General features: G+C 66.8%; 15 protein-coding genes. 5 read left to right on the forward strand and 10 right to left on the reverse strand.

Features of this window, described 5'->3' with window-relative positions:
- Window positions 1-285: 285 nt before the first annotated feature.
- Window positions 286-1875 carry an alkyl hydroperoxide reductase subunit F gene (ahpF, locus tag F9K07_RS18245; protein WP_159594777.1) on the reverse strand — a complete coding sequence of 530 codons (1590 nt, stop codon included), beginning with the start codon at window positions 1873-1875 and terminating at the stop codon, window positions 286-288.
- A gap of 149 nt (window positions 1876-2024) precedes the next feature.
- Window positions 2025-2588: an alkyl hydroperoxide reductase subunit C gene (ahpC, locus tag F9K07_RS18250; RefSeq protein WP_159594778.1), complete on the reverse strand. Its 564-nt coding sequence runs from the start codon at window positions 2586-2588 to the stop codon at window positions 2025-2027.
- Window positions 2589-3027: 439 nt separating this feature from the next.
- Here ahpC and F9K07_RS18255 point away from each other — a divergent pair, with 439 nt between their 5' ends.
- From F9K07_RS18255 to F9K07_RS18265, 3 genes are all read left to right on the forward strand, one after another.
- Window positions 3028-5502 (forward strand): TonB-dependent receptor domain-containing protein, encoded by a 2475-nt coding sequence (locus tag F9K07_RS18255; protein ID WP_159594779.1) that lies wholly within the window; start codon window positions 3028-3030, stop codon window positions 5500-5502.
- Window positions 5503-5748: 246 nt separating this feature from the next.
- Window positions 5749-7962 carry a catecholate siderophore receptor Fiu gene (locus F9K07_RS18260; protein ID WP_159594780.1) on the forward strand — a complete coding sequence of 738 codons (2214 nt, stop codon included), beginning with the start codon at window positions 5749-5751 and terminating at the stop codon, window positions 7960-7962.
- A 272-nt stretch (window positions 7963-8234) separates the two neighbouring features.
- Window positions 8235-8915: a Fe2+-dependent dioxygenase gene (locus tag F9K07_RS18265; RefSeq protein WP_159594781.1), complete on the forward strand. Its 681-nt coding sequence runs from the start codon at window positions 8235-8237 to the stop codon at window positions 8913-8915.
- Here the strand turns inward: F9K07_RS18265 and F9K07_RS18270 are convergent, their stop codons facing one another.
- The 8 genes from F9K07_RS18270 to F9K07_RS18305 all read right to left on the reverse strand — a co-directional run bounded on the left by F9K07_RS18270 (window position 8916) and on the right by F9K07_RS18305 (window position 18948).
- The gene (locus F9K07_RS18270; protein WP_159594782.1) at window positions 8916-10292 is read right to left on the reverse strand and encodes a sulfite reductase subunit alpha; all 1377 of its coding nucleotides are present in this window, start codon (window positions 10290-10292) and stop codon (window positions 8916-8918) included.
- Window positions 10289-11311: an FAD:protein FMN transferase gene (locus F9K07_RS18275; RefSeq protein WP_159594783.1), complete on the reverse strand. Its 1023-nt coding sequence runs from the start codon at window positions 11309-11311 to the stop codon at window positions 10289-10291. Before F9K07_RS18275 ends, F9K07_RS18270 begins: the two co-directional genes overlap by 4 nt.
- Before the next feature lie 7 nt (window positions 11312-11318).
- Window positions 11319-12221, reverse strand: coding sequence for a DUF4198 domain-containing protein (locus F9K07_RS18280; RefSeq protein WP_159594784.1), 903 nt, complete (start codon window positions 12219-12221; stop codon window positions 11319-11321).
- A gap of 58 nt (window positions 12222-12279) precedes the next feature.
- Entirely contained in the window at window positions 12280-12795 is a 516-nt protein-coding gene (locus tag F9K07_RS18285) for a DUF2271 domain-containing protein (protein ID WP_159594785.1), read from the reverse strand.
- 22 nt (window positions 12796-12817) lie between these two features.
- Window positions 12818-13462, reverse strand: coding sequence for a PepSY-associated TM helix domain-containing protein (locus F9K07_RS18290; RefSeq protein WP_442907444.1), 645 nt, complete (start codon window positions 13460-13462; stop codon window positions 12818-12820).
- A gap of 292 nt (window positions 13463-13754) precedes the next feature.
- Window positions 13755-15161: an efflux transporter outer membrane subunit gene (locus F9K07_RS18295; protein WP_236581323.1), complete on the reverse strand. Its 1407-nt coding sequence runs from the start codon at window positions 15159-15161 to the stop codon at window positions 13755-13757.
- 8 nt (window positions 15162-15169) lie between these two features.
- Window positions 15170-17173: a MacB family efflux pump subunit gene (locus F9K07_RS18300; protein WP_159594788.1), complete on the reverse strand. Its 2004-nt coding sequence runs from the start codon at window positions 17171-17173 to the stop codon at window positions 15170-15172.
- On the reverse strand, window positions 17170-18948 hold the full coding sequence (locus F9K07_RS18305; protein WP_159594789.1) for an efflux RND transporter periplasmic adaptor subunit: 1779 nt from the start codon (window positions 18946-18948) through the stop codon (window positions 17170-17172). Before F9K07_RS18305 ends, F9K07_RS18300 begins: the two co-directional genes overlap by 4 nt.
- A 153-nt stretch (window positions 18949-19101) precedes the next feature.
- Between F9K07_RS18305 and F9K07_RS18310 the strand changes: the two genes are divergently transcribed.
- Both F9K07_RS18310 and F9K07_RS18315 read left to right on the forward strand, forming a co-directional pair.
- Window positions 19102-20658 carry an ATP-binding protein gene (locus tag F9K07_RS18310; RefSeq protein WP_159594790.1) on the forward strand — a complete coding sequence of 519 codons (1557 nt, stop codon included), beginning with the start codon at window positions 19102-19104 and terminating at the stop codon, window positions 20656-20658.
- Entirely contained in the window at window positions 20651-21361 is a 711-nt protein-coding gene (locus F9K07_RS18315; RefSeq protein ID WP_159594791.1) for a response regulator, read from the forward strand. Before F9K07_RS18310 ends, F9K07_RS18315 begins: the two co-directional genes overlap by 8 nt.
- Window positions 21362-21426 lie beyond the last annotated feature (65 nt).

Raw genomic sequence — 21426 nt, forward strand, 5'->3', positions numbered from 1 at the left:
CGGGCCTGCCCACCCGCCTCTGGCCAAGGGCTTGGGGCGCTGGCCCGGGGGAGCCTTTGCGCAGGCGAGGAGCGCAGTGCGCACAGGTTGCCGCGCGCAGCGCGGTCAAGTTCGCGTGTTTGAGCGCAGCGAGTTTGCGAACTTGCCTGTGTGCGCGAGCACCGCAGCGAACCCCGAAGGGGCTGCGCATCGGCGCCCACGGGTCAGCGCCCCAAGCCCTTGGCGCGCACACCCACCACCCTCACCCCGACCCTCTCCCGCGCAGCGGAAGAGGGAGCAAGGCACTCAGGCGGCAACAGCTTCGGCCGGCGCCACCACCGGCTGGCGGATCAGGTAATCGAACGCGCTGAGCGCCGCCGTCGAACCCGCACCCGCGGCCACCACGATCTGCTTGTACGGAACCGTCGTGCAGTCACCCGCCGCAAACACGCCATCCACATTCGTGTGGCCCTTGGCATCGATCTCGATCTCGCCAAAGCGGCTCAACGCCACCGTGCCTTTGAGGAATTCGGTGTTGGGCACCAGGCCGATCTGCACGAACACACCTTCGAGTTCGACGTGGTGCTGCTCGCCGCTCACGCGGTCCTTGAAGCTCAGACCATTGACTTTGCCCTCGGCTCCGGTGATCTCGGTGGTCTGCGCGTTCACGTGGATGTCCACGTTGGGCAGGCTCTTGAGCTTGCTCACCAGCACCGCGTCGGCCTTGAGCGCATCGGCGAACTCGACCAGCGTCACGTGCTTCACGATGCCGGCCAAGTCGATGGCTGCTTCAACGCCCGAGTTGCCACCACCGATCACCGCCACGCGCTTGCCCTTGAACAACGGGCCATCGCAGTGCGGGCAGTAGGCCACGCCCTTGTTCTTGTACTCGGCCTCGCCGGGCACGTTCACGTTGCGCCAGCGCGCACCGGTGGACAGGATCACGCTGCGCGCACTCAGGGTGCCGCCGTGGGTCATCTGCACTTGCACCAGGCCGTTGGGTTCGCTCGCGGGAATGAGCTTGGCCGCGGTCTGGAGGTTCATGATCTCCACGTCGTAGTGGCGCACCTGTGCTTCGAGCGCCGCGGCGAACGCCGGGCCGTTGGTCTCGATGACGCTGGGGTAGTTTTCGATGCCCATGGTGTCGTTGACCTGGCCACCGAAGCGCTCGGCCGCCACGCCCACGCGAATGCCCTTGCGCGCCGCGTACACCGCCGCTGCCGCGCCGGCCGGGCCACCGCCGACGATGAGCACGTCGTACGGTTCCTTGGCATCGAGCTTGGCAGCCTCGCGGGCATCGGCGTTCACGTCGAGCTTGGCGACGATCTCCTCCACCGTCATGCGGCCCGAACCGAACTCCTTGCCGTTGAGGAAGACGATCGGCACAGCCATGATCTCCCGCTCGGTCACTTCGTTCTGGAACGCACCGCCTTCGATGACCGTGGTCTTGACCTTGGGGTTCAGGATCGCCATCAGGCTCAGCGCCTGCACCACGTCCGGGCAGTTGTGGCAAGTCAGGGACATGTAGACCTCGAAGTTGAAGTCACCGTCCAGCGCCTGGATCTGTTCGATCACATCCGGCTCGACCTTGGGCGGGTGACCACCGGTCCACAGCAGCGCCAGCACCAAGGAGGTGAACTCGTGGCCCAGCGGCAGACCGGCAAAGCGCAGCGATGTGTCGCTGCCCGCGCGCTGCAGGGTGAAGGACGGCTTGCGCCCGTCCTGCCCGTCGGTCTTGACGGTGATCTTGTCGCTGCGCAGGCCCTGGATGGTCTGCAGCAGATCGCGCATTTCCCGGGAGTTCTCAGAGTCGCTCAGGGAGGCGACGATCTCGAAGGGTTGTGTCACGCGCTCGAGATACGCGCCGAGTTGTGCCTTGAGGTTGTCGTCCAACATGGTGAATTTCCTTTCTAAGCGACTTTGGGAACCGGCCTCCTCATGGGTTGAAAGGCGGCCAGGGAGCGACCCCGCAGGCCTTCTGGGCCCACGGGTTCTGCAACTTCAAACCGGAGAGGCGTGGCCTCATCTCGGATCGGGGATGGGAATCAGATCTTGCCGACCAGGTCCAGCGAAGGCGCAATGGTCTTGGCGCCTTCGTTCCACTTGGCGGGGCAGACTTCACCAGGGTGAGCGGCGGTGTACTGGGCAGCCTTGAGCTTGCGCAGCGTTTCCTTCACGTCACGGGCGATTTCGTTGGAGTGGATTTCCAGCGTCTTGATCGTGCCCTTCGGATCGATGATGAAGGTGCCGCGCAGCGCCAGGCCTTCTTCGTCGATGTGCACGTCGAAGTTCTTGGTCAGTTGGTGCGTCGGGTCGCCCACCAGGAAGAACTGGGACTTGCCCACGGCGGGCGAGGTTTCGTGCCACACCTTGTGCGAGAAGTGCGTGTCGGTCGTGACGATGTAGACCTCGGCACCCAGCTTCTGGAACTCGGCGTAGTTGTCGGCCGCGTCTTCTACTTCGGTCGGGCAGTTGAAGGTGAAAGCCGCCGGCATGAAGATCAGAACCGACCACTTGCCTTGCAGGTCTTTCTCGGTGATGTCAACGAACTTGCCTTGCTTGAAGGCCGTGGTCTTGAAAGGCAAAACGGTGGTGTTGATCAGGGACATGGGTTTTCCTTGGGTTGGGTTAAGAAAAGAGGGAGCGATTCAGAAAGCTTTCCAAATCGCCATGCGGTGAATGATAGCAAACAACTAACGATCTCCAGGATTGATAGTCTTTATTCGGCCAATAGCTTTTTTGTTGCCATGAACCGCCCACCGCCGGGGCGACCGTGAGGTTTACCACATCCACAAGTCTGCGCCACCGCCAGGTTCTTAGCTGGCGGCAAGGGCCATCGACGTTCCTCGCACGCAACAGCGCGCAAAGTGGATTTCGCTTATCACGCAAAAATTATCAGAAACTTAACAAGAATCGTTTTCATTTGTAATAATGGCGGCAGTTGCCAGCCAGCCGCCCCTGAATCCGTCCTTTCGTGGATGTGTGCACCGAGTGGGAAGCACGCCAGCCCTTCCCTCCATCCACACATGCATACGCAAGGATTTTTCGATGTCGCAAGCACATCCCTCGCCGACCGTCCGGCGCGGCGTCACCTCGGCCACCCGTTTCCCGCTGCGCGCCACGGCCGTGGCCTGCGGGCTCTTCCTTTTGGGCGCTGCCGCTCAGGCGCAACAGGCCGAAACCACCTTGCCCGAAGTCGTCGTGTCGGCCTCGGGCTTCGAGCAGAAGATCACCGATGCGCCGGCTTCCATTTCGGTCATCACGCAGGAAGAACTGGCGAAGAAGCCCTATCTGACGCTGCTGGACGCGGTGCGCGACGTCGAAGGCGTGGACGTCGGCGAGACCCGCGACAAGACCGGCCAGGGCACGATCTCCATGCGCGGCATGGGCTCGGACTACACCCTCATCCTGGTCGACGGCAAACGCCAGAACAACCACGGCGACATCTACCCGAACAACTTCGGTGGCAACCAGTTCGGCCACGTACCACCGATGGACGCCATCGAGCGCATCGAAGTCATCCGCGGCCCGGCCTCCACGCTCTACGGCGCCGACGCCATGGGCGGGGTGATCAACATCATCACCAAGAAGGTCGCCCACAAATGGAGCGCCTCCGTCACGCACGGCCGCACCTTCGAGACCGATGACGCCTACGGCAACGACCGCACCACCGACTTTTATCTCTCCGGCCCGCTCGTGGAGGGGAAGATCGGCCTGACCCTGCGCGGCAGCGTGTACAACCGCGACGCCTCCAACCCGCGCTACGCCTCGGTGGCCGATCCGGCCGGGTTCGTGTGGGACCGCTCACTGGGCTTTGGCGGCGGCGGCAAGACCGTGGACAATGAAAACAAGGCCCTGGGTGCGCGGCTGTCCTGGGCACTCACGGACAGGCAGACGGTGTATTTCGACGTCGACACCTCGCGCCAGACCTACGACAACACGCCCCGCATCAACGACGCCGGCGTGGCCGAATACCCGGTCGGCACGGTGGACGACTACGCCGCCATGCTGCGGCTGGGCACGGGCGCCAACAACGGCCGCGTGGAGCCACGGGCTGGCTATGCCCCCCAGCAGGAATTCACGCGCGACACCTTCTCGGTCACGCACGAAGGCAAGTGGAGCATCGGCAAGAGCACGGTCTCGCTCTCGCACATCGCCACCAACAACAACGGCCGCACCCTGCCCTTCAACGTGGCCGAACGCCAGAGCCTGCAAACGCTGTGGAACACCGCCTGCGTGAGCGCGGGTGGCACCGTGGGCGGCTCGGGCTATTGCCCGACGACGGGCACCGGCTTCAACAACAACCAGTCCGAAGCCCAGAAGCTGGCCTTCATGCAGGCCAACCTGTCGCCGGCCGAGTACGCCGCGCTGCTGGCCTACCTGCCGCGCCCCAAGCGCACGATGGAGAGCCGCCAATGGACCCTCGACGGCAAGCTGGACATCCCGCTGGGCAACCACATGGTGGTCGTCGGCGCCCAGGCCATCCGCGGTGAGCTGGAAGACGGCGTGTTCGGCATGGAGGCCGGAACACCGGGCGGCGTGCAGAAGCACAACATGATCTCCGTCTTTGCGGAAGACAGCTGGAACATCGTGCCTCCCTTCGTGCTCACCAGCGGCCTGCGCTACGACCACCACAACGTGTTCGGCAACCACGTGAGCCCGCGCCTGTACGGCGTGTACACGATCAACCCGAGCTGGACCGTCAAGGGTGGCGCGGCCACCGGCTTCAAGACGCCCAAGACCACCCAGCTGTACGACGGCGTGACCGGCTTCGGCGGCCAGGGCGTGAGTCCCATGTTCGGCAACCCGAACCTCAAGCCCGAGACCAGCCTGAGCAATGAAATCGCGGTGTACTGGCAGCATCCCCGCGGCCACAGCTTCAACGCCACATACTTCCACAACGCCTTCGACGACAAGATCGCCAGCCAGCCCTGCGGCCCTGGCGAGGCTCAGGCCTGCAACACCACGGGCGACTTTGGCTCGATCGGATATGGCCCCAGCGCCAGCCGCTCGACCAACATCGACAAGGTGGTGATCCAGGGCGTGGAGCTCGCCGGCCGCTGGCAGATCGCCCGCCACTGGGGCCTGCGCGGCAACTACACCTACACGGACAGCCAGCAGAAGAGCGGCACGGAACGCGGCCTGCCCCTGGGCAACACCGCCAAGCACATGTTCAACGCCTCGGTGGACTGGCAAGCCAGCGACAAGCTGAGCTTCCTGCTGAGCATGCAGGCCTTCCAGGACCGGTTCGACAAGCTGCACCCCATCACGAACCAGCGCGTGAACTTCAAGGACTACCACGTCTTCAACCTGGGCGCCTCGTACCAGATCAGCAAGAACGTGACCTTGAACGGCCGCATCAACAACCTGTTCGACCGCAACTTCACCAGCTACCGCGCCGAATTCCGCGACCTCGACGGCAACGGCAATTTCCAGGGCACCAACGAAGCCCTGTTCTTCGACGACTACAACAACAAGGAAAAGGCCCGCAGTTTCTGGGTCAGCCTGAACGTGCGTTTCTGACGCCACCGCGAAGCGCTGAACAAACCGTTTCAGCGTCCCGCGCCACGGCCTGCCGGCCCTGGCGCTTTTCGGCGTTTCCACAACAATTGGGAAGAATTGTGAATAGGAATGATTTTTATTTGTAATAATTCACCGCGAAGCCAGCCTTAGCCCCCGACTGCCGACTTGCCTTGCCCTTGCGGGGTGATGTTGCGATGTGGACGCGCGCCAGCCAGATCACCATCGCATCCCGCAAGGACAACCTCCATGGCACACATTCGCAGTCGCAAACACAACAAACCCATCCAGCTCCTGGCGCTTCTCGCCGCGTCCGTTCCCGCCGCCGGCATGGCGCAGACCACCACCACCTTGCCCACGGTGACCGTGAAGGAAGCGGCGGAAGTGCCTTACAAGGCAGACAAGTCGGCCAACGACAAGATCGTGGCGCCGCTGGTCGACACGCCCAAGACGATCCAGATCATCAAGAAGGAAGTGCTGGAAGAGCAAGGCGCCGTCACGCTGATGGAAGCGCTGCGCAACACCCCCGGCATCACCATGCAGATGGGTGAGAACGGCAACACCTCGGCTGGCGACACCTTCCAGCTGCGCGGCTCTTCGCTGCAGCAGTCCACCTTCGTCGACGGCATCCGCGACCTGGGCGCGGTGACCCGCGACACCTTCAACCTGGAACAGATCGAAATCATCAAGGGCGCCGCAGGTGCTGAAACCGGTCGTGGTGCCGCCACCGGCCAACTCAACCTGGTCACCAAACAGGCGCACCTGGGCGACGAGAGCAGCGTCTCGGGCACGCTCGGCACCGGCAGCCGCAAGCGCGCCACCATCGATCTGAACAAGCAGTTGAGCGACACCTCGGCCTTGCGCGTCAACGGTTTGGTGCAGGACAGCGGCGTGGACGGCCGCGACCACGTGGAGAACACCGGCCAGGGCTTGGCGCTGTCCTACGCTACGGGTCTCAACAGCCCGACCCGCCTGTACCTGTACAGCCAGCACATCCGCCAGAAGAACGTGCCCGATGGCGGCATTCCGTCGATCGGCTTCGAAGGTTTCTACAACGCCAACGCCACGATCCGCGCCGGCGCCAAGGTCGACCGCGAGAACTACTACGGCAGCGTGAACGACCGCGAGAAGATCAATGCCGACATGTTCACCGCCAAGATCGAACACGATCTGGGTCAGGGCACGACGGTGCGCAACATCACCCGTGTCGGCAAGAACAGCATGGACCGCGTGCTCACCGGCATCAACGCCATCAACGGAACGACGGCACCCGCACTGATCGGCGATCCGTCCACCTGGACCATCAGCCGCTCGCGCCAGCGCGTCGACCAGGACAACACGATCATCGCCAACCAGACCAGCATGAACACCGAGTTCGCGGCTGGCGGCATGCAGCACAGCTTTGCGGCTGGCGTGGAGCTCATGCGCGAGTCACAGACCAGCCGTGCGTTCTCCACCACGGGCCTGACGACGCCAGCGGCCAACCTGTACAACCCCAATCCGCTCGATGCGATGCCGATGCCGTACGCCACGGGTGCAGAAGACCACGGCAGCACGAGCACGCTGGGTCTGTACGCGTTCGACAACGCGAAGATCAACGACCAGTGGTCGATCAACGGTGGCCTGCGTCTGGACCGCTACAAGACGCGAACCCGCGAATTCACGGCCGGCGGCGTCTTCAACGATCTGAAGGATTCCGACACGCTCGCCAGCTGGAGCATCGGCGGCGTGTACAAGCCGGCCGCCAATGGCAGCGTGTACGCCTCGTACGCCACCTCGCAGACGCCTCCAGGCAGCAACAACTTCGTCCTGGAAGCGGCGGCCAACAACCAGAACAACGCCGCCCTGGACCCGCAGGAAACCTCCACGGTCGAAGTCGGCACCAAGTGGGAGCTTCTGAACAAGCGGTTGAATGTCGCAGCGGCTGTCTTCCGCAGCGTGAACGACAAGCAGACCTCGATCGACCCGGTGACCAACACCTCGCAGCAGTTCGGCAAGACGCAGGTGCAAGGTATCGAGCTGTCGGCGGTGGGCCAGATCACCAACTTCTGGCAGATCAGCGCGGCCCTGGCCAAGACCAGCACCAAGCAGATCGACCAGTTCAGCGGTGCGGGCGGTGCCACGATCACCGACGGTGTGCGCTGGTCGCCCGACCTCACGCTGACGCTGTGGACGTCCTACCAGTTGGACAAGCTGACCCTTGGCTTCGGTACCCGTTATGTGTCGGAGCAGAAACGCGTGGTCAACGGCGCCAACCCCGCCGCCTCCAATGTGCCGAACATCCCGTCCTACTGGGTCGCGGACGCCATGGTCGGCTACCAGTTCAGCGACAAGGTGAGCGTGCGCCTGAACGTGTACAACCTGTTCGACAAAGAGTACCTCTCGGTGCTGAACAACGGCGGTTCGCGCCTGGCATTGGGCGCTCCCCGCTCGGCTGCGGTCACGGCCAATTTCAAGTTCTGAACTCGGACTCCCCCCTGCGCCGCTGCGCGGCTTCCCCCCTCCGTTGCGCGCCTTCGGCGCTTCGAGGGGGGACGGCAGCTTGGGCCGGCGGAGCCGTCCCTCGTTGCCTCTGGATTCAGGCACTGCTCTCCGGAGAGAGTGTCTTGCTCCCTCGCCCCTCTGGGGAGAGGGCTGGGGTGAGGGGCACGCGCGCCGGAGAACGCCTCGCAAAACGCTAATCTCTGAATGGCCCGCCCCCTGGCGGGCCATTTCCCGTTTCTGGAGCTCGCCCCATGCTGCTGCACATTCCCCAGGTACTCACGCAGGCCGACGTGGCGGATATCCGCAAGACGCTCGACACCCAGGGCTGGGTCGACGGACTTCGTTCCACCGGCCCGCAAGCGGCCAACGTCAAGCGCAATCTGCAACTCGACACGGCCTCGCCCGTCTTCGCATCGCTCTCGCAGCGCATCGCGCAGGCGCTGCAGATCCATCCGCTGTTCGTCTCGGCCGTCCTGCCCGGCAAGGTGCTGCCGCCCATGTTCAACCGCTACGAAGGCGGTGGTACCTACGGCAACCACATCGACAACGCGATCCAGACCGACCGCTTCAGCGGCCAGAAGGTGCGCACCGATGTCTCCACCACCGTGTTCCTGAGCGGCCCCGACGAATACGAAGGCGGTGAGCTGATCGTGGAGGACAGCTTCGGCACGCACGAGGTCAAGCTGGATGCGGGTGACGCGGTCATCTACCCGTCGACCAGCCTGCACCGCGTCGAGCCCGTGACCCGCGGCGTGCGCGTGGCCTCATTTCTCTGGACGCAGAGCCTGGTGCGCGACGCGTGGCGGCGCTCGATGCTGTTCGAGTTGGACATGACGATCGTCAAGCTGCGCGGGCAGTTGGGCGACAACGCCGAAGTCGTTGCGTTGACCGGTCACTACCACAAGCTCCTCCAGCAATGGGCTGAGACTTGATCAGTACACGTCGCGGCGGTAGCGGCCTTCGGCGGCCAGTTGCTGCAGCGCCTCTTCGCCCAGGATGCTTTGCAGCGTGTCGTTGACCTCCCCGGCCATGCCCTCCAGGCTGCCACACACATAGATCGCGGCACCCCGGGCAACCCAGTCTTTCACCTGCGCAGCCGACTCGGCCAGTGCATGCTGCACATAGCGCCGCTCGGCCTGGTCGCGCGAGAACACCCAGTCCACGCGCTCAAGCCGGCCTTCTCGTTGCCACGCATCGATCTCTTCGCGGTAGTGCGCGTCGCAGCGTGCATGGCGCTCGCCGAACAGCAGCCACAGAGGTGCCTGGCCCTGTCCCGCCGCGACGCGTGCGCGGATGTGCCCGCGCAGTCCCGCGAGCCCCGTGCCATTGCCGATGAGGATCAGCGCACGCTGCGCGTTGTCGGCGATGCGGAAACCGCCATGCGCGCGCACGCGCATCCGCACGGTGTCACCCACCCTCGCGTCCTGCGCCAACCAGCCCGATGCCACGCCCGCACTGCCGTCCGCGCGGCGCGCCTGGCGCACCAGCAGGTGCACCGCGCCGTCTTGCGGCACCGAGGCGATGGAGTAATCGCGCGGCTCGCCCGGTGCGCCAGGCACTTCGATCTGCACCAGATCGCCCGCCTGCCAGTCGGGCAACGCAGCGCCGGCTTCGGGCACGAGTTCGAGGTGGTGCACCGGCTCACCGGCGCTGCCCGGATTGAGGTGCAAGCGGGTGCGCAGCCGCCAGGGCTCCAAGGCCGGCGCTTCCCAGTCGGGCAGATCGCTCGTGCCCGCCAGATGCCCCAGGTGCTGGCGCCAGCGCAGCAGCGCTTGCGGGTCGCTTTTGTCCACCTCGATGCGCTCGAACAAGGCCTGCGCGCCCTGCGACAGCAGCCACTGGTCGAGCGCGCGGCCGAAGCCGCAGAAATTGGCGTAGGTCCTGTCGCCCAGGGCCAACAGCCCCACGTGCAGGTGCGACAGCGACGCGCCCGCCGTGGCCATGACCTGCCGCGCGAACGGCACCGCGCTGTCGGGCGGATCGCCTTCGCCGTAGGTGCTGGCGACGCACAGCAGGCGGTCGGCCTGCTGCAGGTCTTCGAGCCGGATCTGGCTCAGCGGCGCGAGCCGCACCGGCACGCCCGCCGTGTGCAAGGCCTGCGCGGTCTGCAGCGCCAGCTCTTCGGCCTGGCCGGTCTGGCTCGCATAGGCGACCCACCACGCGGGCACGCCGGGCGTGGCGGGCAACAGCGCCTGCACCCGCCGTTGCGCCGCGCGCTGGCGGTTGCGGTATTGCCATGCGATGGCACCGCACATCAGCGCATAACAGAGCACCGTGGCCAGGGCATAGAGGATTTTTTCGAGGGTCATTCGGCGAGCTCCTGCATCGCAGAGGTCAGGGTCTCGGTGAGTTGGCCGTCGCGCTCGCGCTGCACGAACAAGGCGGCAATGCCGTGCGCGGTGGCCAGGGTCATGCCCTCTTCCTGTCCCAGCACGCAGAGCGCGGTGGACCACGCATCGGCCCACAGGCATTCGGTGTGCAGCACGCTCACCGATGCGAGGCCGTTGGCCAGGGGTTGGCCCGTGCGGGGGTCGATGGTGTGGGGTCGGCGCACGCCACCGTGCTCGAACACGCGGCGGTAGTCGCCCGAGGTCGCCACGCTCAAGCCGTGCAAGGCCACGCGCGTGGCGGGCCCTGCAGGCTGCCCGGGCGCCAGCGGTGGCGCTTCGAGATCGACCCACCAAGGCTGCCCACCGGAGCGCACACCGTGGCCGCGCAACTCGCCACCCACCTCCACCAGCGTGTGCGGCAGGCCCATGGCGCTCAGGCGGCGCGACACGAGATCCACCGCGTAGCCTTTGGCGATGGCGGAGAAGTCCAGCAGCACGCCACCGGGCTGGCGCAGTTGGCGGTGCATTGCGTCCCATCGCAGTGCGCGCCAGTCGGTGTGCGCCCATGCGCGGCGCACCGCGGCATCGGAGGGTGGCTCAAAGCCGGCATCGGTGTAGCGCGGGCTCGGCCCGAAGCCCCACAAGTTCACCAGGGCGCCTGCGGCCGGGTTGAACGCTCCACCGGACCATTCGGCCAACGCGCACGCGGCCTGCAGCACCTCGGCCATGGCCTCGGGCACGGTGTGCACACTGCCTGCGGGCGCGCGGTTGAAACGGTCGAGATCGGAGCCCGGCAACCAGGTGCTCATCTGGCCGACGACGAGGTCCAGCGCGTCCTGCACGGCCGCGCGCACGCGCGCGGCCGTCACCGCCATGGTGTGGCCCGCCCAGCGCACCTGCCAGGTCGTGCCCATGGTCTGGCCTTCGAGGCTGTGCACCTGCGCCCCCAGCAGCGGCGCGGCGGCTTCCATCGCCAGGGGCACCAGCACGCGGTTCATCCCCAAGTCAGTTCGGCAGCACTTCCAGCGTCAGGCTGTAGCCCGAGCGGCGCACCGGCTCGGCCAAGGTGCCGGCAGGACCGCTGGGCGCGGGGCGCGCGGCGCCAGCCGCCATCGGCGCACCCGCGCCAGGTCCACCCGGGCCACCCGCACCCGGCGCGCGCGGGGGCGCGATGTTGAGCCAGTACATGCCCGCCGCAGGCCACTTCACCTGGATCTCGCCGTTCTTGTCGGTCTCCATGCGGATCTCGCCCAGTTGGCTGCGGTAGCGCAAACCCGCCAGGATCACGGTGGCGTTGTAGCCGGCGGCCGGCTTGCCGTTGTCCAGAAAACGGAACGTCGCCGACTCGCCGGCCACCAGGTCGTTCGGGTGCGTCACCGGCACCAGCTCGATGCCCCGGTTGGTGGGCTTGAGCGCATCGATGGTGGGCTTGCCCGAGGTCACGAAGGTCTCCACGCGGTTTTGCGACTGGCTCACGCGCAGGTCTTCGGCGTTGGCCGGGATGTCCTTGGCCAGCGATTCGGCCGTGCCGCGCAGGCGCTTGGTCTCGGTGCCGACACGGAAACTGGCGGTGATGCTGTCGTTCACCAGCGCCAGGCGGTAGGTGCCCTGCTTGTCCAGCTTCACGTCGAACATGCTGCGGTAGCGACCCTTGGCCTGGTTCTGCGCCTCCACCGCCTGGCCGTCGGGCCCGATCACGACCAGGTTGTCCAGGCCGGCGGCGTTGTGCTCGTAGTAGAAGATGTCGTTGGAAACGGCGGCGTCCACGCTCACCCAGGGTTGCTGGGCCGAGTAGATGGTGCCCGAGGGCAGCAGCCAGGAGCGGTGGGCATGCGCGGCCATGGGCAGCGCGAGCGCCACGGCAGTGGCCAGGGTGAATGCACGGGCACGCAGAAAAGCGGGTGTCATGGCGAAGGTCTCCAAAGAATGAAAGGTCAATGGAAGGTGTGAATGGGTTCGCACCTTCCTAGGGTTTGACGGTGACGCTGATGGCGCCGAGTTCGTGTTCGCCTTTGGCTTGCGCCGTCGCGGCGGCTTTCGGGGGCCACACGAACGGCACTTTCACCTGTTCGCGTCCGCCCACCTCGCGTGCGGCTTCGAGCACCAGCTGGTATTCGCCCGGTGCGAGCTTGCCCAGCGCGCTGCTGTCGTTGAACTGCAGCGCGTGCTCACCCGGCGCGCGCGTGGCACCGCTCAGGCCATCCACCGGCATGTTGAGTTCACGCCCGCTCTTGCGCCACCAGGCGCGCATGTCCTTGAGCCACTTGGTGCCCTCGTTGTTGCGCAGCTTGATGTCGTACCAGACCGCGAGGTTGCCGGCGAACGACTGGTCCGGCTTCTCGATCCAGATCGCCACGTAGGGCCGGTGGTACTCGGCCACGGCCAGGCGCGGAATCTCGACCTTGAGCGCCAGGTCGGCGGCCATGGCGGGCCAGGCCAGGCCGGCCGCTGAAAGGGCGGCGGCGTATCGAATCGTCGTCATGGGAACGCAGCTCCTTCTGCAATCAATGGATGAACAGGATCACGAGCAGCAGCGGTATCACCAACCCTGCGCCCACCATGGGCCACACCGTGGGACGGCTGGCCGCGTGGAACTTGAGGATGAACAGGCCGGTGATGCAGAACACCAGGCAAGCCACCGAGAAGACGTCGAGGAACCACTTCCAGGCCAGTCCGGTGTGGCGGCCCTTGTGCAAGTCGTTGAGGTAGGAAATCCAGCCGCGGTCGGTGCGCTCGTACTCCACGGCGCCCGACTCGCGGTCGATGCGCAACCACGCATCGCCACCCGGACGCGGCAGCGAGAGGTACACCTCTTCGGGCGACCACTCCGCCGCGTTCCCAGGCAGGCTCACGTCCAGCGAGGTCGCAAGCCAGCGGTGCAGCTCGGCCGGCAACACCGCGTCCTTCGGTTCGTTGTCCTGGGGCGCGAGCTCGGTGACCAGTTCCGGGGGCAGTTGCGCTTCCTTGTGCTGCACCTGCGGCTGCGCGGCAATGTCGGCCGCGTGGTTCAGCGTGATGCCGGTGATGGCGAACAACAGCATGCCGATCAGGCACAGCGCCGAGCTGATCCAGTGCCATTGGTGCAAGGTCTTGAGCCAGTAGGCGCGGCTGGACGCCGCGTGGGCGAAAGGAGGATTTTTCACGGGAATGTCGGGCGCAAAAACAGGTCGGCGCCCAAGGCATTCCGGGCGGCGCGGGCACACGAAGCGCGTACGCGCAACAGGCTGCAAATTATAACTATTCTCATTTAGAAAATGACGAAAAGCTTGCGCAAGTGCGCGGTGCGCGCCGTTTTCTTCTTAGCTCACCACTGCGCCGAAGCGCGACCCGCAGCGCATGAAACAACGCAGCCCAGGGACACCGAGGGTCCGGCTTGGCCGGCCCCAGGTGTCGCCCCCCTTCCAGGGGGGAGCGCCGAAGGCGCGCAGGGGGTGTTCCATTTCAGCTCAGGGGCGGTGGCGCGACCCAGTCGCCGCCCAGCGCCTTGTACAGGTCCAGGGCCGCGGTCAGGCGCGAAAGACTTTGCGTGGACAGCGCATCGAGCGCGGCGAACAGCGTGCGCTGCGCGTCGAGCACCGAGAGCAGATCCCCACTGCCCTCGCGGTAGCGCAGCTCGGCCAGTTGCAACGAGCGCCGTGCCTGCGCCACCACTTCCCGCTGCAGCGCTTCCTGCCGCTGGCTGCGCTCCACGCTGCCCAGGCCGTCGTCCACTTCCTTGAGCGCGGTGCGGATGGCCTTGCCGTAGTTCTCGATCAACACCACGCGCTGCGATTCGGTGCTGCGGATCTGCAGGCGCTGGCGACCGCCATCGAAGATCGACTGCGCCAGCGACAGGCCGACCGACAGGCTTTGGGTGGGATCGGCCAGGCTCAGCAAGGCCGAGGTGCCCAGGCTGCCCGAGGCCGACAGGGACAAGCTGGGCAACAGGGCCTTGCGCGCGGCCTCCACGTTGGCATCCGAGGCGGCCAATTGCGCCTCGGCCGAGGCCAAGTCCGGACGGCGCGTGAGCAGGGAAGACGGCAGGCCGGGCGACAGGGCGGGCACGCGCAGCTGCCCGAATTCACCCGCTTGCGGGGCATAGCCTTGCGGCACACGGCCCAGCAGCAAAGCCAGTGCCGACGCGGTCTGGCGTTGCTGCAACTCCAGCGGCAGCAAGGCCGTGCGTTGCGACAGCACCGTCGTGCGCTGTTGCGATACCTCGAGCGCGGTGGCCACCCCGTTGCGCTGGCGCGCTTCCACGATGCCCAACACGCGCTCGGCAATCGCCAGGTTCTCGCGCGCGATGCGCAGGCGCTCGGCGGTGTTGAGCCACAGGAAGTAGTTGTTCGCCACGCTGGTGAGCAGGGCCAGGCGCGCGGTTTTCCAGTCGTACTGGCTGGCCTGGAACGAGGCTTCGCCCGCGCGCACGCTGGCGGCGATGCGACCCCACAGATCCACCTCGTAGCTCACCGACAGGCCCACGCTGCTCGACTCGCGCGTGGTCGCCGCGCTGCCGGGCGCGTCGGTGCGGCCGGCGGACGCGCCGGCACTGCCGTTGACCGAGGGCAGCCGCGAGATGCCGGCCTGCTGCAAGGCAATGTCGGCCTGGCGCATGCGCTCGACGGCGATGCGCAGGTCCGGGCTGCCGGCCTGCGCCTCTTCGATCAAGCGCTCCAGCGGCTGCGAACCGAACGCCTGCCACCAGGCCGTGGTGGCTTGCTGCGTTTCCACCGCGGGCAGCGCCGGACCATAGCTCGCGGGCATGTCGACGATGGGCCCGCGCGCGGAATCGGTGGTGGCACAGGCGGTCAAGGCCAATGCCGCGGCCAGGACCACCGGCTTGGCCAAGGGAAACGAAAGCGGTTTCATGTGCGTGCTCATTCGGAAGACAGGGCGACGACGGGGTCCAGGCCCGCGGCCTTGCGCGCGGGCAGAAAGCCAAAGACCAGGCCGGTGGCGAAGGCACAGCCGAACGCCAGCACGACGGGCGCCACGGAGTACTGCACCGCCGTCCCGGTGGCGTCGATCACGAAGGCCACGCCCAGGCCAATGACCACGCCGACCAGGCCACCGATGGCCGAGACCACCAGCGCCTCGATCAGGAACTGCTGCAGGATGTTGCGCGTGCGGGCGCCGGTGGCCATGCGGATGCCGATCTCGCGGGTGCGCTCGGTCACGCTCACCAGCATGATGTTCATCACCCCGATGCCGCCCACCAGCAGCGAGATCGCCGCGATCGAGCCCAACAGGATGGTCATGGTGTTCTGCGTCTCGGTGGCCGTGTCGATGATCGAGGCCATGTTGCGGATCTGGAAGTCGATCACGCCATGGCGCTCGGCCAGCAGCGACTCCACCGCCGATTGCGTCTCGTCGATGCGGCTCACGTCGGACACCGCCACCGTCACGTTGCGCAGGAAGCGCTGGCCCGACAGCCGCAACTGGCTCGTGGCGTACGGCACCAGCACCACGTCGTCCTGGTCCTGTCCATTGGGCGAGGCGCCGCGCGCGGTCATCACACCGGTCACCTGGAAGATCAGGTTGTTGACCAGGATGTACTTGCCCAGGGGATCTTCGCCGCCCGGGAACAGCGCGTTGGCCACGGTCTGCCCGAGCACCGCCACGGTGGCGTATTCGGCCTCGTCCTCGTCGGTGAAGAAGGTGCCTGTCTTCACCTTCCATTGCCGCGCCAGCGGGAACTTCGACGAGGTGCCGAGGATGCTGCTCGAATAATCCGCCTCGCCGTAGCGCAGCGTCGCGTTGCTGCTTTGCTCGGGCACGGCCGCCAGCACGTTGGGCACCTCCTTGTCGATCGCTTGCACGTCCGGCAGCACCAGCGTGGCGGTGTTCTGGAAACCGCGCTGGTTGGGCGCGCCGGGGCGCACCAGCAGCAGGTTGGAGCCCATGGCGCTGATGCGGTCGATCACCACCTGCTTGGCGCCGTCGCCAATGGCGAGCATGGCGATCACCGAGGCCACGCCGATGACGATACCGAGCAAGGTGAGGATGGCGCGGAACACATTGGCCTTGAGCGCGCGCCACGCGGTTTTCGCGGCCTCGAGAATGTCGCTCACATGCGAGATGCGGCCTGCGCGCGCGGTCCAGTTCTGCGCGGCCAGCGCCGCCTCGCCTTCGGGCGGCCGAGGCCCGGCGTCGGAGACGATGTTGCCGTCCTTGATCTCGATCACGCGGTGTGCGTGTTCGGCCACTTCCCGCGCGTGGGTGATGAGGATCACCGTGTGGCCCTGCGCGGCCAGTTGCTTGAGCAAGACCATCACGTCCGCACCGCTCTTGCTGTCCAGCGCGCCGGTGGGCTCGTCGGCCAGGATCACGCGGCCGCCGTTCATGAGGGCGCGCGCGATCGACACGCGCTGCTGCTGCCCGCCCGAGAGCTGGTTGGGCCGGTGGTGCATGCGGTCGCCCAGACCCAGCGAGGTGAGCAGTTCGGCGGCCCGCGCGTGCCGCTCCTCGGGCGGAATGCCGGCGTACACGGCGGGCACTTCCACGTTGTCCGCCGCCGTGCCGGTGGCGATCAGGTTGTAGCTCTGGAACACGAAGCCAAAGGCGTCGCGGCGCAACTCGGCGAGTTCGTCGCGCTCCAGTTCCGACACGTCGCGGCCCATGAAGCGGTAGCGGCCGGTCGTGGGCTTGTCCAGGCAGCCGAGAATGTTCATCAAGGTGGACTTGCCCGAACCGGACGCCCCCATGATGGCCACCAGTTCGCCCGGATAGATCTGCAGGTCGATGCCGTGCAGCACTTCGACCGACAGATCGCCGTTCTGGTAGGTCTTGGTGATGCCGCTCAGGTCGATCAGCGGCACGCCCAGCCCCTGCGGCGCGGCGCGCAGCGCTTGCACTTCGGGCGACTGCGGCAACTGGCTCATCGACGCGCTCCGGCCGGCGCACCGCCGGGACCACCGAAGTTCTGCTGGCCCACGCCCGTGCCCTGGCGCTGCGTGTTGGTGGTGGCGCGCTCGGGTTCGCGCACACCGGCGATCACCCGATCGCCTTCGCTCAAGCCCGAGAGCACCTCGGCGTGCACGCGGTTGGAGACGCCGATGGTGACCTCGCGCTCCTCGATGCTGCCGTCGGCCAGCATGACTTTCACCTTGGCCTGGCGCGGGCCCCGCGGTGCGCGCAGCCCGCCCTCGCCTCGCGGCATGCCGCTGAGGTTGGCGTTGGCGTTGGCCGGCTTGCCGTCGGCCGCGGCGGACGGCGTGCGCGCCGCACCGTTGGCGCCCTGCGCTGGCGCGCTCGGCTTCTTGCCCGCTTCGGCCGTTGCGCCACTGGTGCCACTGGCAGCTCCACCGCCCTTCTGTGCCTGCGATCCGTTCTGCTCGCGCTCCTTGCGGCGCTGCTCGCGCAACTTGGCGCGTTCTTCTTCCGACATGTTCTGGAACGCTTCGCGGTCCATGCGCGGGCGCTCGCCCGACGCACCGCCGGCCTGCGCCAAGAGCACCGTGTCCGCCACGGTCTTGAAGGCGTCGCCGGGAATGGACGAGGTGCTGGTGCCGCGCGGCGCCGGTGTAGCGGGAGCGGGGGTGCCCGAGGGCGACGAAGGTGGCGTCGCGGCGGGCGCTGAAGGACCGGAACCCGCACCGGGCCCGCGACCACCGGCACCGCCCTGCTGAGCGCCCCGGTTGCCCTGGGCACCCCGCTGCATCGTCAGCGCCGACATCGGCACCACCAGCACATCCTTGGCCTCGGCCACCACGAAGAACACCTGCGCAGTCATGCTCGTCATGAGGCTGCGGTTGTTGTTGGGCACCTCGAAGAGCGCGTTGTACAGCACCACGTTGTTCGTCACCGTGGGCGTGGGTTCGATCTTCTTGAGCTCGCCATACCAGCGGCGTCCCTGGCCGCCCAGCGTGGTGAAGTACACCGGCATGCCGCCGCGCAGCTTGCTCACGTCGGCTTCGGACACCTGTGTCTGCACCGTCATCACCGACAGGTCGGCGATGCGCAGGATGGTCGGCGCCGACTGGTTGGTGTTGAGCGTCTGGCCCTGGCGCGCGGTGATGCTTACCACGGTGCCGGCCATGGGCGCATAGATCTTGGTGAACTTGAGGTTGGCTTCTTCGACCCGCATGCTGGCCTGCAACTGCTCCATCGACGCCTTGAGCGAATTGATCTGCGCGCGCGCGGTCTTCACCGCCGTCTCGGCGTTTTGCAAGGTCTCGGTGGTGGTGGCCTCTTCAGCCATCAGGTTCTTCTGGCGCTGCAAGTCGCGCTCGGTTTTGGCCAGCGTGAGTTCGCGCTCGGCCATCTGCGCCGTCTGCGAGCGCAACTGGGCGCGGCTCGCGTCCACCCGCGCCTGCGAGGTCTCGGCATCGATCTCGGCCAGCAGGTCGCCTTCCTTCACCTCGGAGCCCACTTCCACATGGATCTTGCGCAACTGGCCCGATACCTGAGCCCCCACGTCCACGTAGTCGCGTGGCTGCAGGGAGCCGGTGGCACTCACCTGGTCTTCGATGTCGCCGCGCTGCACCGTGGCGGTGATGTAGGCGTTCTCGGTCTTGGCGCCCGGGCCCCAGCGGTAGTACGAGAAACCGCCGACCCCGCCGATCACGGCCAGGCCCACCAGCGCGATCAGCGCCCGTTTCCAGGTCTTGCGGCGGGCGGTGGGCGCCTTGCCCCCTTCACGTTTGACTTCGTTCATATCGGTGGTGGTTGGAATGGAGCGGCACCAGGACGGCGGTGCGTGCTCGGAAATGTAGGGGGATATTGCCGCGCAAATATGGAAAGAATGAGCACGCAGATCGACACGGCTTGCACAAAGTTTGAAAGATTTGCGTTTAGTCTCTGTAGCGCCATGCCTTTCCCGACCACCACGCCCTCCCCTCGCCCGCGCGGCTGGCTCTCGCGGTTCGACACCCTGCGCACCAAGCTCTTCCTGGCCATCGCCGGCGCCAACGTCGTGCTGGTCATGACGGCCTACCTCATCTACAGCTGGAGTTTCGACAAGGGCCTGGTCGAGTACCTGAACCGGGTCGACGAGACGCGCCTGCAGCCCCTGGTCGTGCGCCTGGCCGACGGCTACCGCCAGAACGGCCACAACTGGGACTGGATCGTGGGCGACCGCCAGCGCTGGTTCGAGCTCTCGCGCGAGACGCTCGGTGGCGGCAACCGCCAGCAGCGCCGGCCCGGCGAGCAAGGACAACTGCAGGGCACCTCCGGCAGCGCAGCCCCGGCGGACGCGCCCGGTGCGCAAGCCACGGCCACTCCGCCTGCGCCGCCACCACCACCCGAACCCAGCAGCAACGCCCAGCCCGCGCTCACCATCGACCCCCGCCTCATGCTGTTCGATGCCCAGCGCGAATTGATCATGGGACCCGAGGGCCGGGCCGAGCAGGCGGTGTTCAAGCCCATCGACGTGAACGGCCAGCGCGTGGGCTACCTGGGCTATGTGCCGCGCCTGCAGATGGTGACGTCGCTCGAACGCGTGTTCCAGGCGCAGCAGACGCGCACCTACGCGGCCATCGCGCTCGGCCTGCTGGCAGCGGTGCTGCTGAACGCGGCCCTGATCGCGCGCTGGCTGTCGGGACGCCTGCGCGAACTCGGTGCCGGCACCAGCGCGGTCGCGCGGGGCGACTACGGGGTGCGCCTGCAGGCCCAGGGCCACGACGAGCTGGCCCAGCTCGCGCAGGCCTTCAACCACATGGCCACCTCCTTGCAGGCCGCGCAAACCGCACGCCAGCAATGGATCGCCGACATCGCGCACGAACTGCGCACGCCGCTGGCGACCTTGCGCGCCGAGATCGAGGCGCTGCAGGACGGCATCCGCCAGCCCGACCACGCCAACCTGAACTCGCTGGCACAAGAGGTGAGCCGGCTCACGCGGCTGGTGGAAGACCTGCGCCTGCTTTCGCTGTCCGACTTGGGCGCGCTGGACTACCGTTTCACCGCCGTCGACCTCGGCCGCTTCGTCGACCACCACCTCAGCGACGCGAACAGCCCGCCGGGCAAGGCCTTGCAGGTACAGACCGATCTGGCCGACGGCCTGGAGATCCGCGCCGATGGCGACCGGCTCGACCAGGTGCTCTCCAACCTGTTGCAGAACACCCAGCGCTACAGCGACGCGCCCGCCACGCTGCGCGTGCAGGTGCAACGCGACGGCGCCGAGGCCCGCCTGACCTGGGAAGACAGCGGCCCCGGCGTTCCGCCCGAGGCCCTGCCCCATCTGACCGAGCGCCTCTACCGCGTGGATGCCTCGCGCGCCAGCGCCAGCGGCGGCTCGGGCCTGGGCCTGGCGATCGCCAACGCCATCGTCGAAGGCCATGGCGGGCGCATGCAGGCCTCGGCCAGCGCGCTCGGCGGCTTGCGCTGGGACATCTGGTGGCCGCTGCAAACCGAGACCGCGAATGGCTGAACGCATCCTGATCGTCGAAGACGAAAACAAGATCGCTGGCGTGCTGCTGGACTACCTGCGGCAGTCGGGCTACGACACGCACCACCTCACACGTGGCGACGAGGTCGAGCCCTGGCTGGAACACCATCTGGTGGATCTCGTGCTGCTCGACCTGATGCTGCCGGGCAAGAGCGGCCTGGACATCTGCAAGGCCCTGCGCGCCGGCGCACCCGGGCGGCCCGCGCCGGCCATCATCATGGTGACGGCGCGCGTGGAGGAAATCGACCGGTTGCTCGGCCTGGAGCTGGGCGCGGACGACTACATCTGCAAGCCCTTCAGCCCGCGCGAAGTGGTGGCGCGCGTGAAGGCGGTGCTGCGCCGCGGCACGCATGCGGTGCCCGCCACCGAGGAGTCGCTCCAAGGCCTGGTGCTGGATGACGCCGCCTGGCGCGCCACCATCGCCGGCCACGACCTGGGCCTGACCGCCGTGGAATACCAGTTGCTCAAGGTGCTGAGCGCGCGGCCCGGGCGCATCTTCTCGCGCGAACAGCTGATGGATGCGATGTACCAGGACGAGCGCATCGTCTCGGACCGCACCGTGGACAGCCACATCAAGAAGCTGCGGCGCAAGATCCAGGAACGCTTACCCGAGTACGAACTCATCCACTCCGTGTACGGCCTGGGCTACAAGTACGAGCCCCCCCCGCAGCCGCTCACGGTGTGAGCGGCTTCCCCCCAGGGGGCGCTCCCTGGGACCGGCAAAGCCGGATCCTCGGGAGCCCTGGTCGT

The sequence above is a fragment of the Hydrogenophaga sp. BPS33 genome, from assembly GCF_009859475.1.
GTDB lineage: Bacteria > Pseudomonadota > Gammaproteobacteria > Burkholderiales > Burkholderiaceae_C > Hydrogenophaga.

Bases quoted from the DNA above. Each gene is read 5' to 3' on its own strand.
- ahpC (WP_159594778.1), bottom strand. From the start codon at position 2,588: ATGTCCCTGATCAACACCACCGTTTTGCCTTTCAAGACCACGGCCTTC.
- F9K07_RS18260 (WP_159594780.1), top strand. From the start codon at position 5,749: ATGGCACACATTCGCAGTCGCAAACACAACAAACCCATCCAGCTCCTG.
- F9K07_RS18270 (WP_159594782.1), bottom strand. From the start codon at position 10,292: ATGACCCTCGAAAAAATCCTCTATGCCCTGGCCACGGTGCTCTGTTAT.
- F9K07_RS18315 (WP_159594791.1), top strand. From the start codon at position 20,651: ATGGCTGAACGCATCCTGATCGTCGAAGACGAAAACAAGATCGCTGGC.
- F9K07_RS18310 (WP_159594790.1), top strand. From the start codon at position 19,102: ATGCCTTTCCCGACCACCACGCCCTCCCCTCGCCCGCGCGGCTGGCTC.
- F9K07_RS18300 (WP_159594788.1), bottom strand. From the start codon at position 17,173: ATGAGCCAGTTGCCGCAGTCGCCCGAAGTGCAAGCGCTGCGCGCCGCG.
- F9K07_RS18275 (WP_159594783.1), bottom strand. From the start codon at position 11,311: ATGAACCGCGTGCTGGTGCCCCTGGCGATGGAAGCCGCCGCGCCGCTG.
- F9K07_RS18280 (WP_159594784.1), bottom strand. From the start codon at position 12,221: ATGACACCCGCTTTTCTGCGTGCCCGTGCATTCACCCTGGCCACTGCC.
- F9K07_RS18255 (WP_159594779.1), top strand. From the start codon at position 3,028: ATGTCGCAAGCACATCCCTCGCCGACCGTCCGGCGCGGCGTCACCTCG.
- F9K07_RS18295 (WP_236581323.1), bottom strand. From the start codon at position 15,161: ATGAAACCGCTTTCGTTTCCCTTGGCCAAGCCGGTGGTCCTGGCCGCG.
- F9K07_RS18285 (WP_159594785.1), bottom strand. From the start codon at position 12,795: ATGACGACGATTCGATACGCCGCCGCCCTTTCAGCGGCCGGCCTGGCC.
- ahpF (WP_159594777.1), bottom strand. From the start codon at position 1,875: ATGTTGGACGACAACCTCAAGGCACAACTCGGCGCGTATCTCGAGCGC.
- F9K07_RS18265 (WP_159594781.1), top strand. From the start codon at position 8,235: ATGCTGCTGCACATTCCCCAGGTACTCACGCAGGCCGACGTGGCGGAT.
- F9K07_RS18305 (WP_159594789.1), bottom strand. From the start codon at position 18,948: ATGAACGAAGTCAAACGTGAAGGGGGCAAGGCGCCCACCGCCCGCCGC.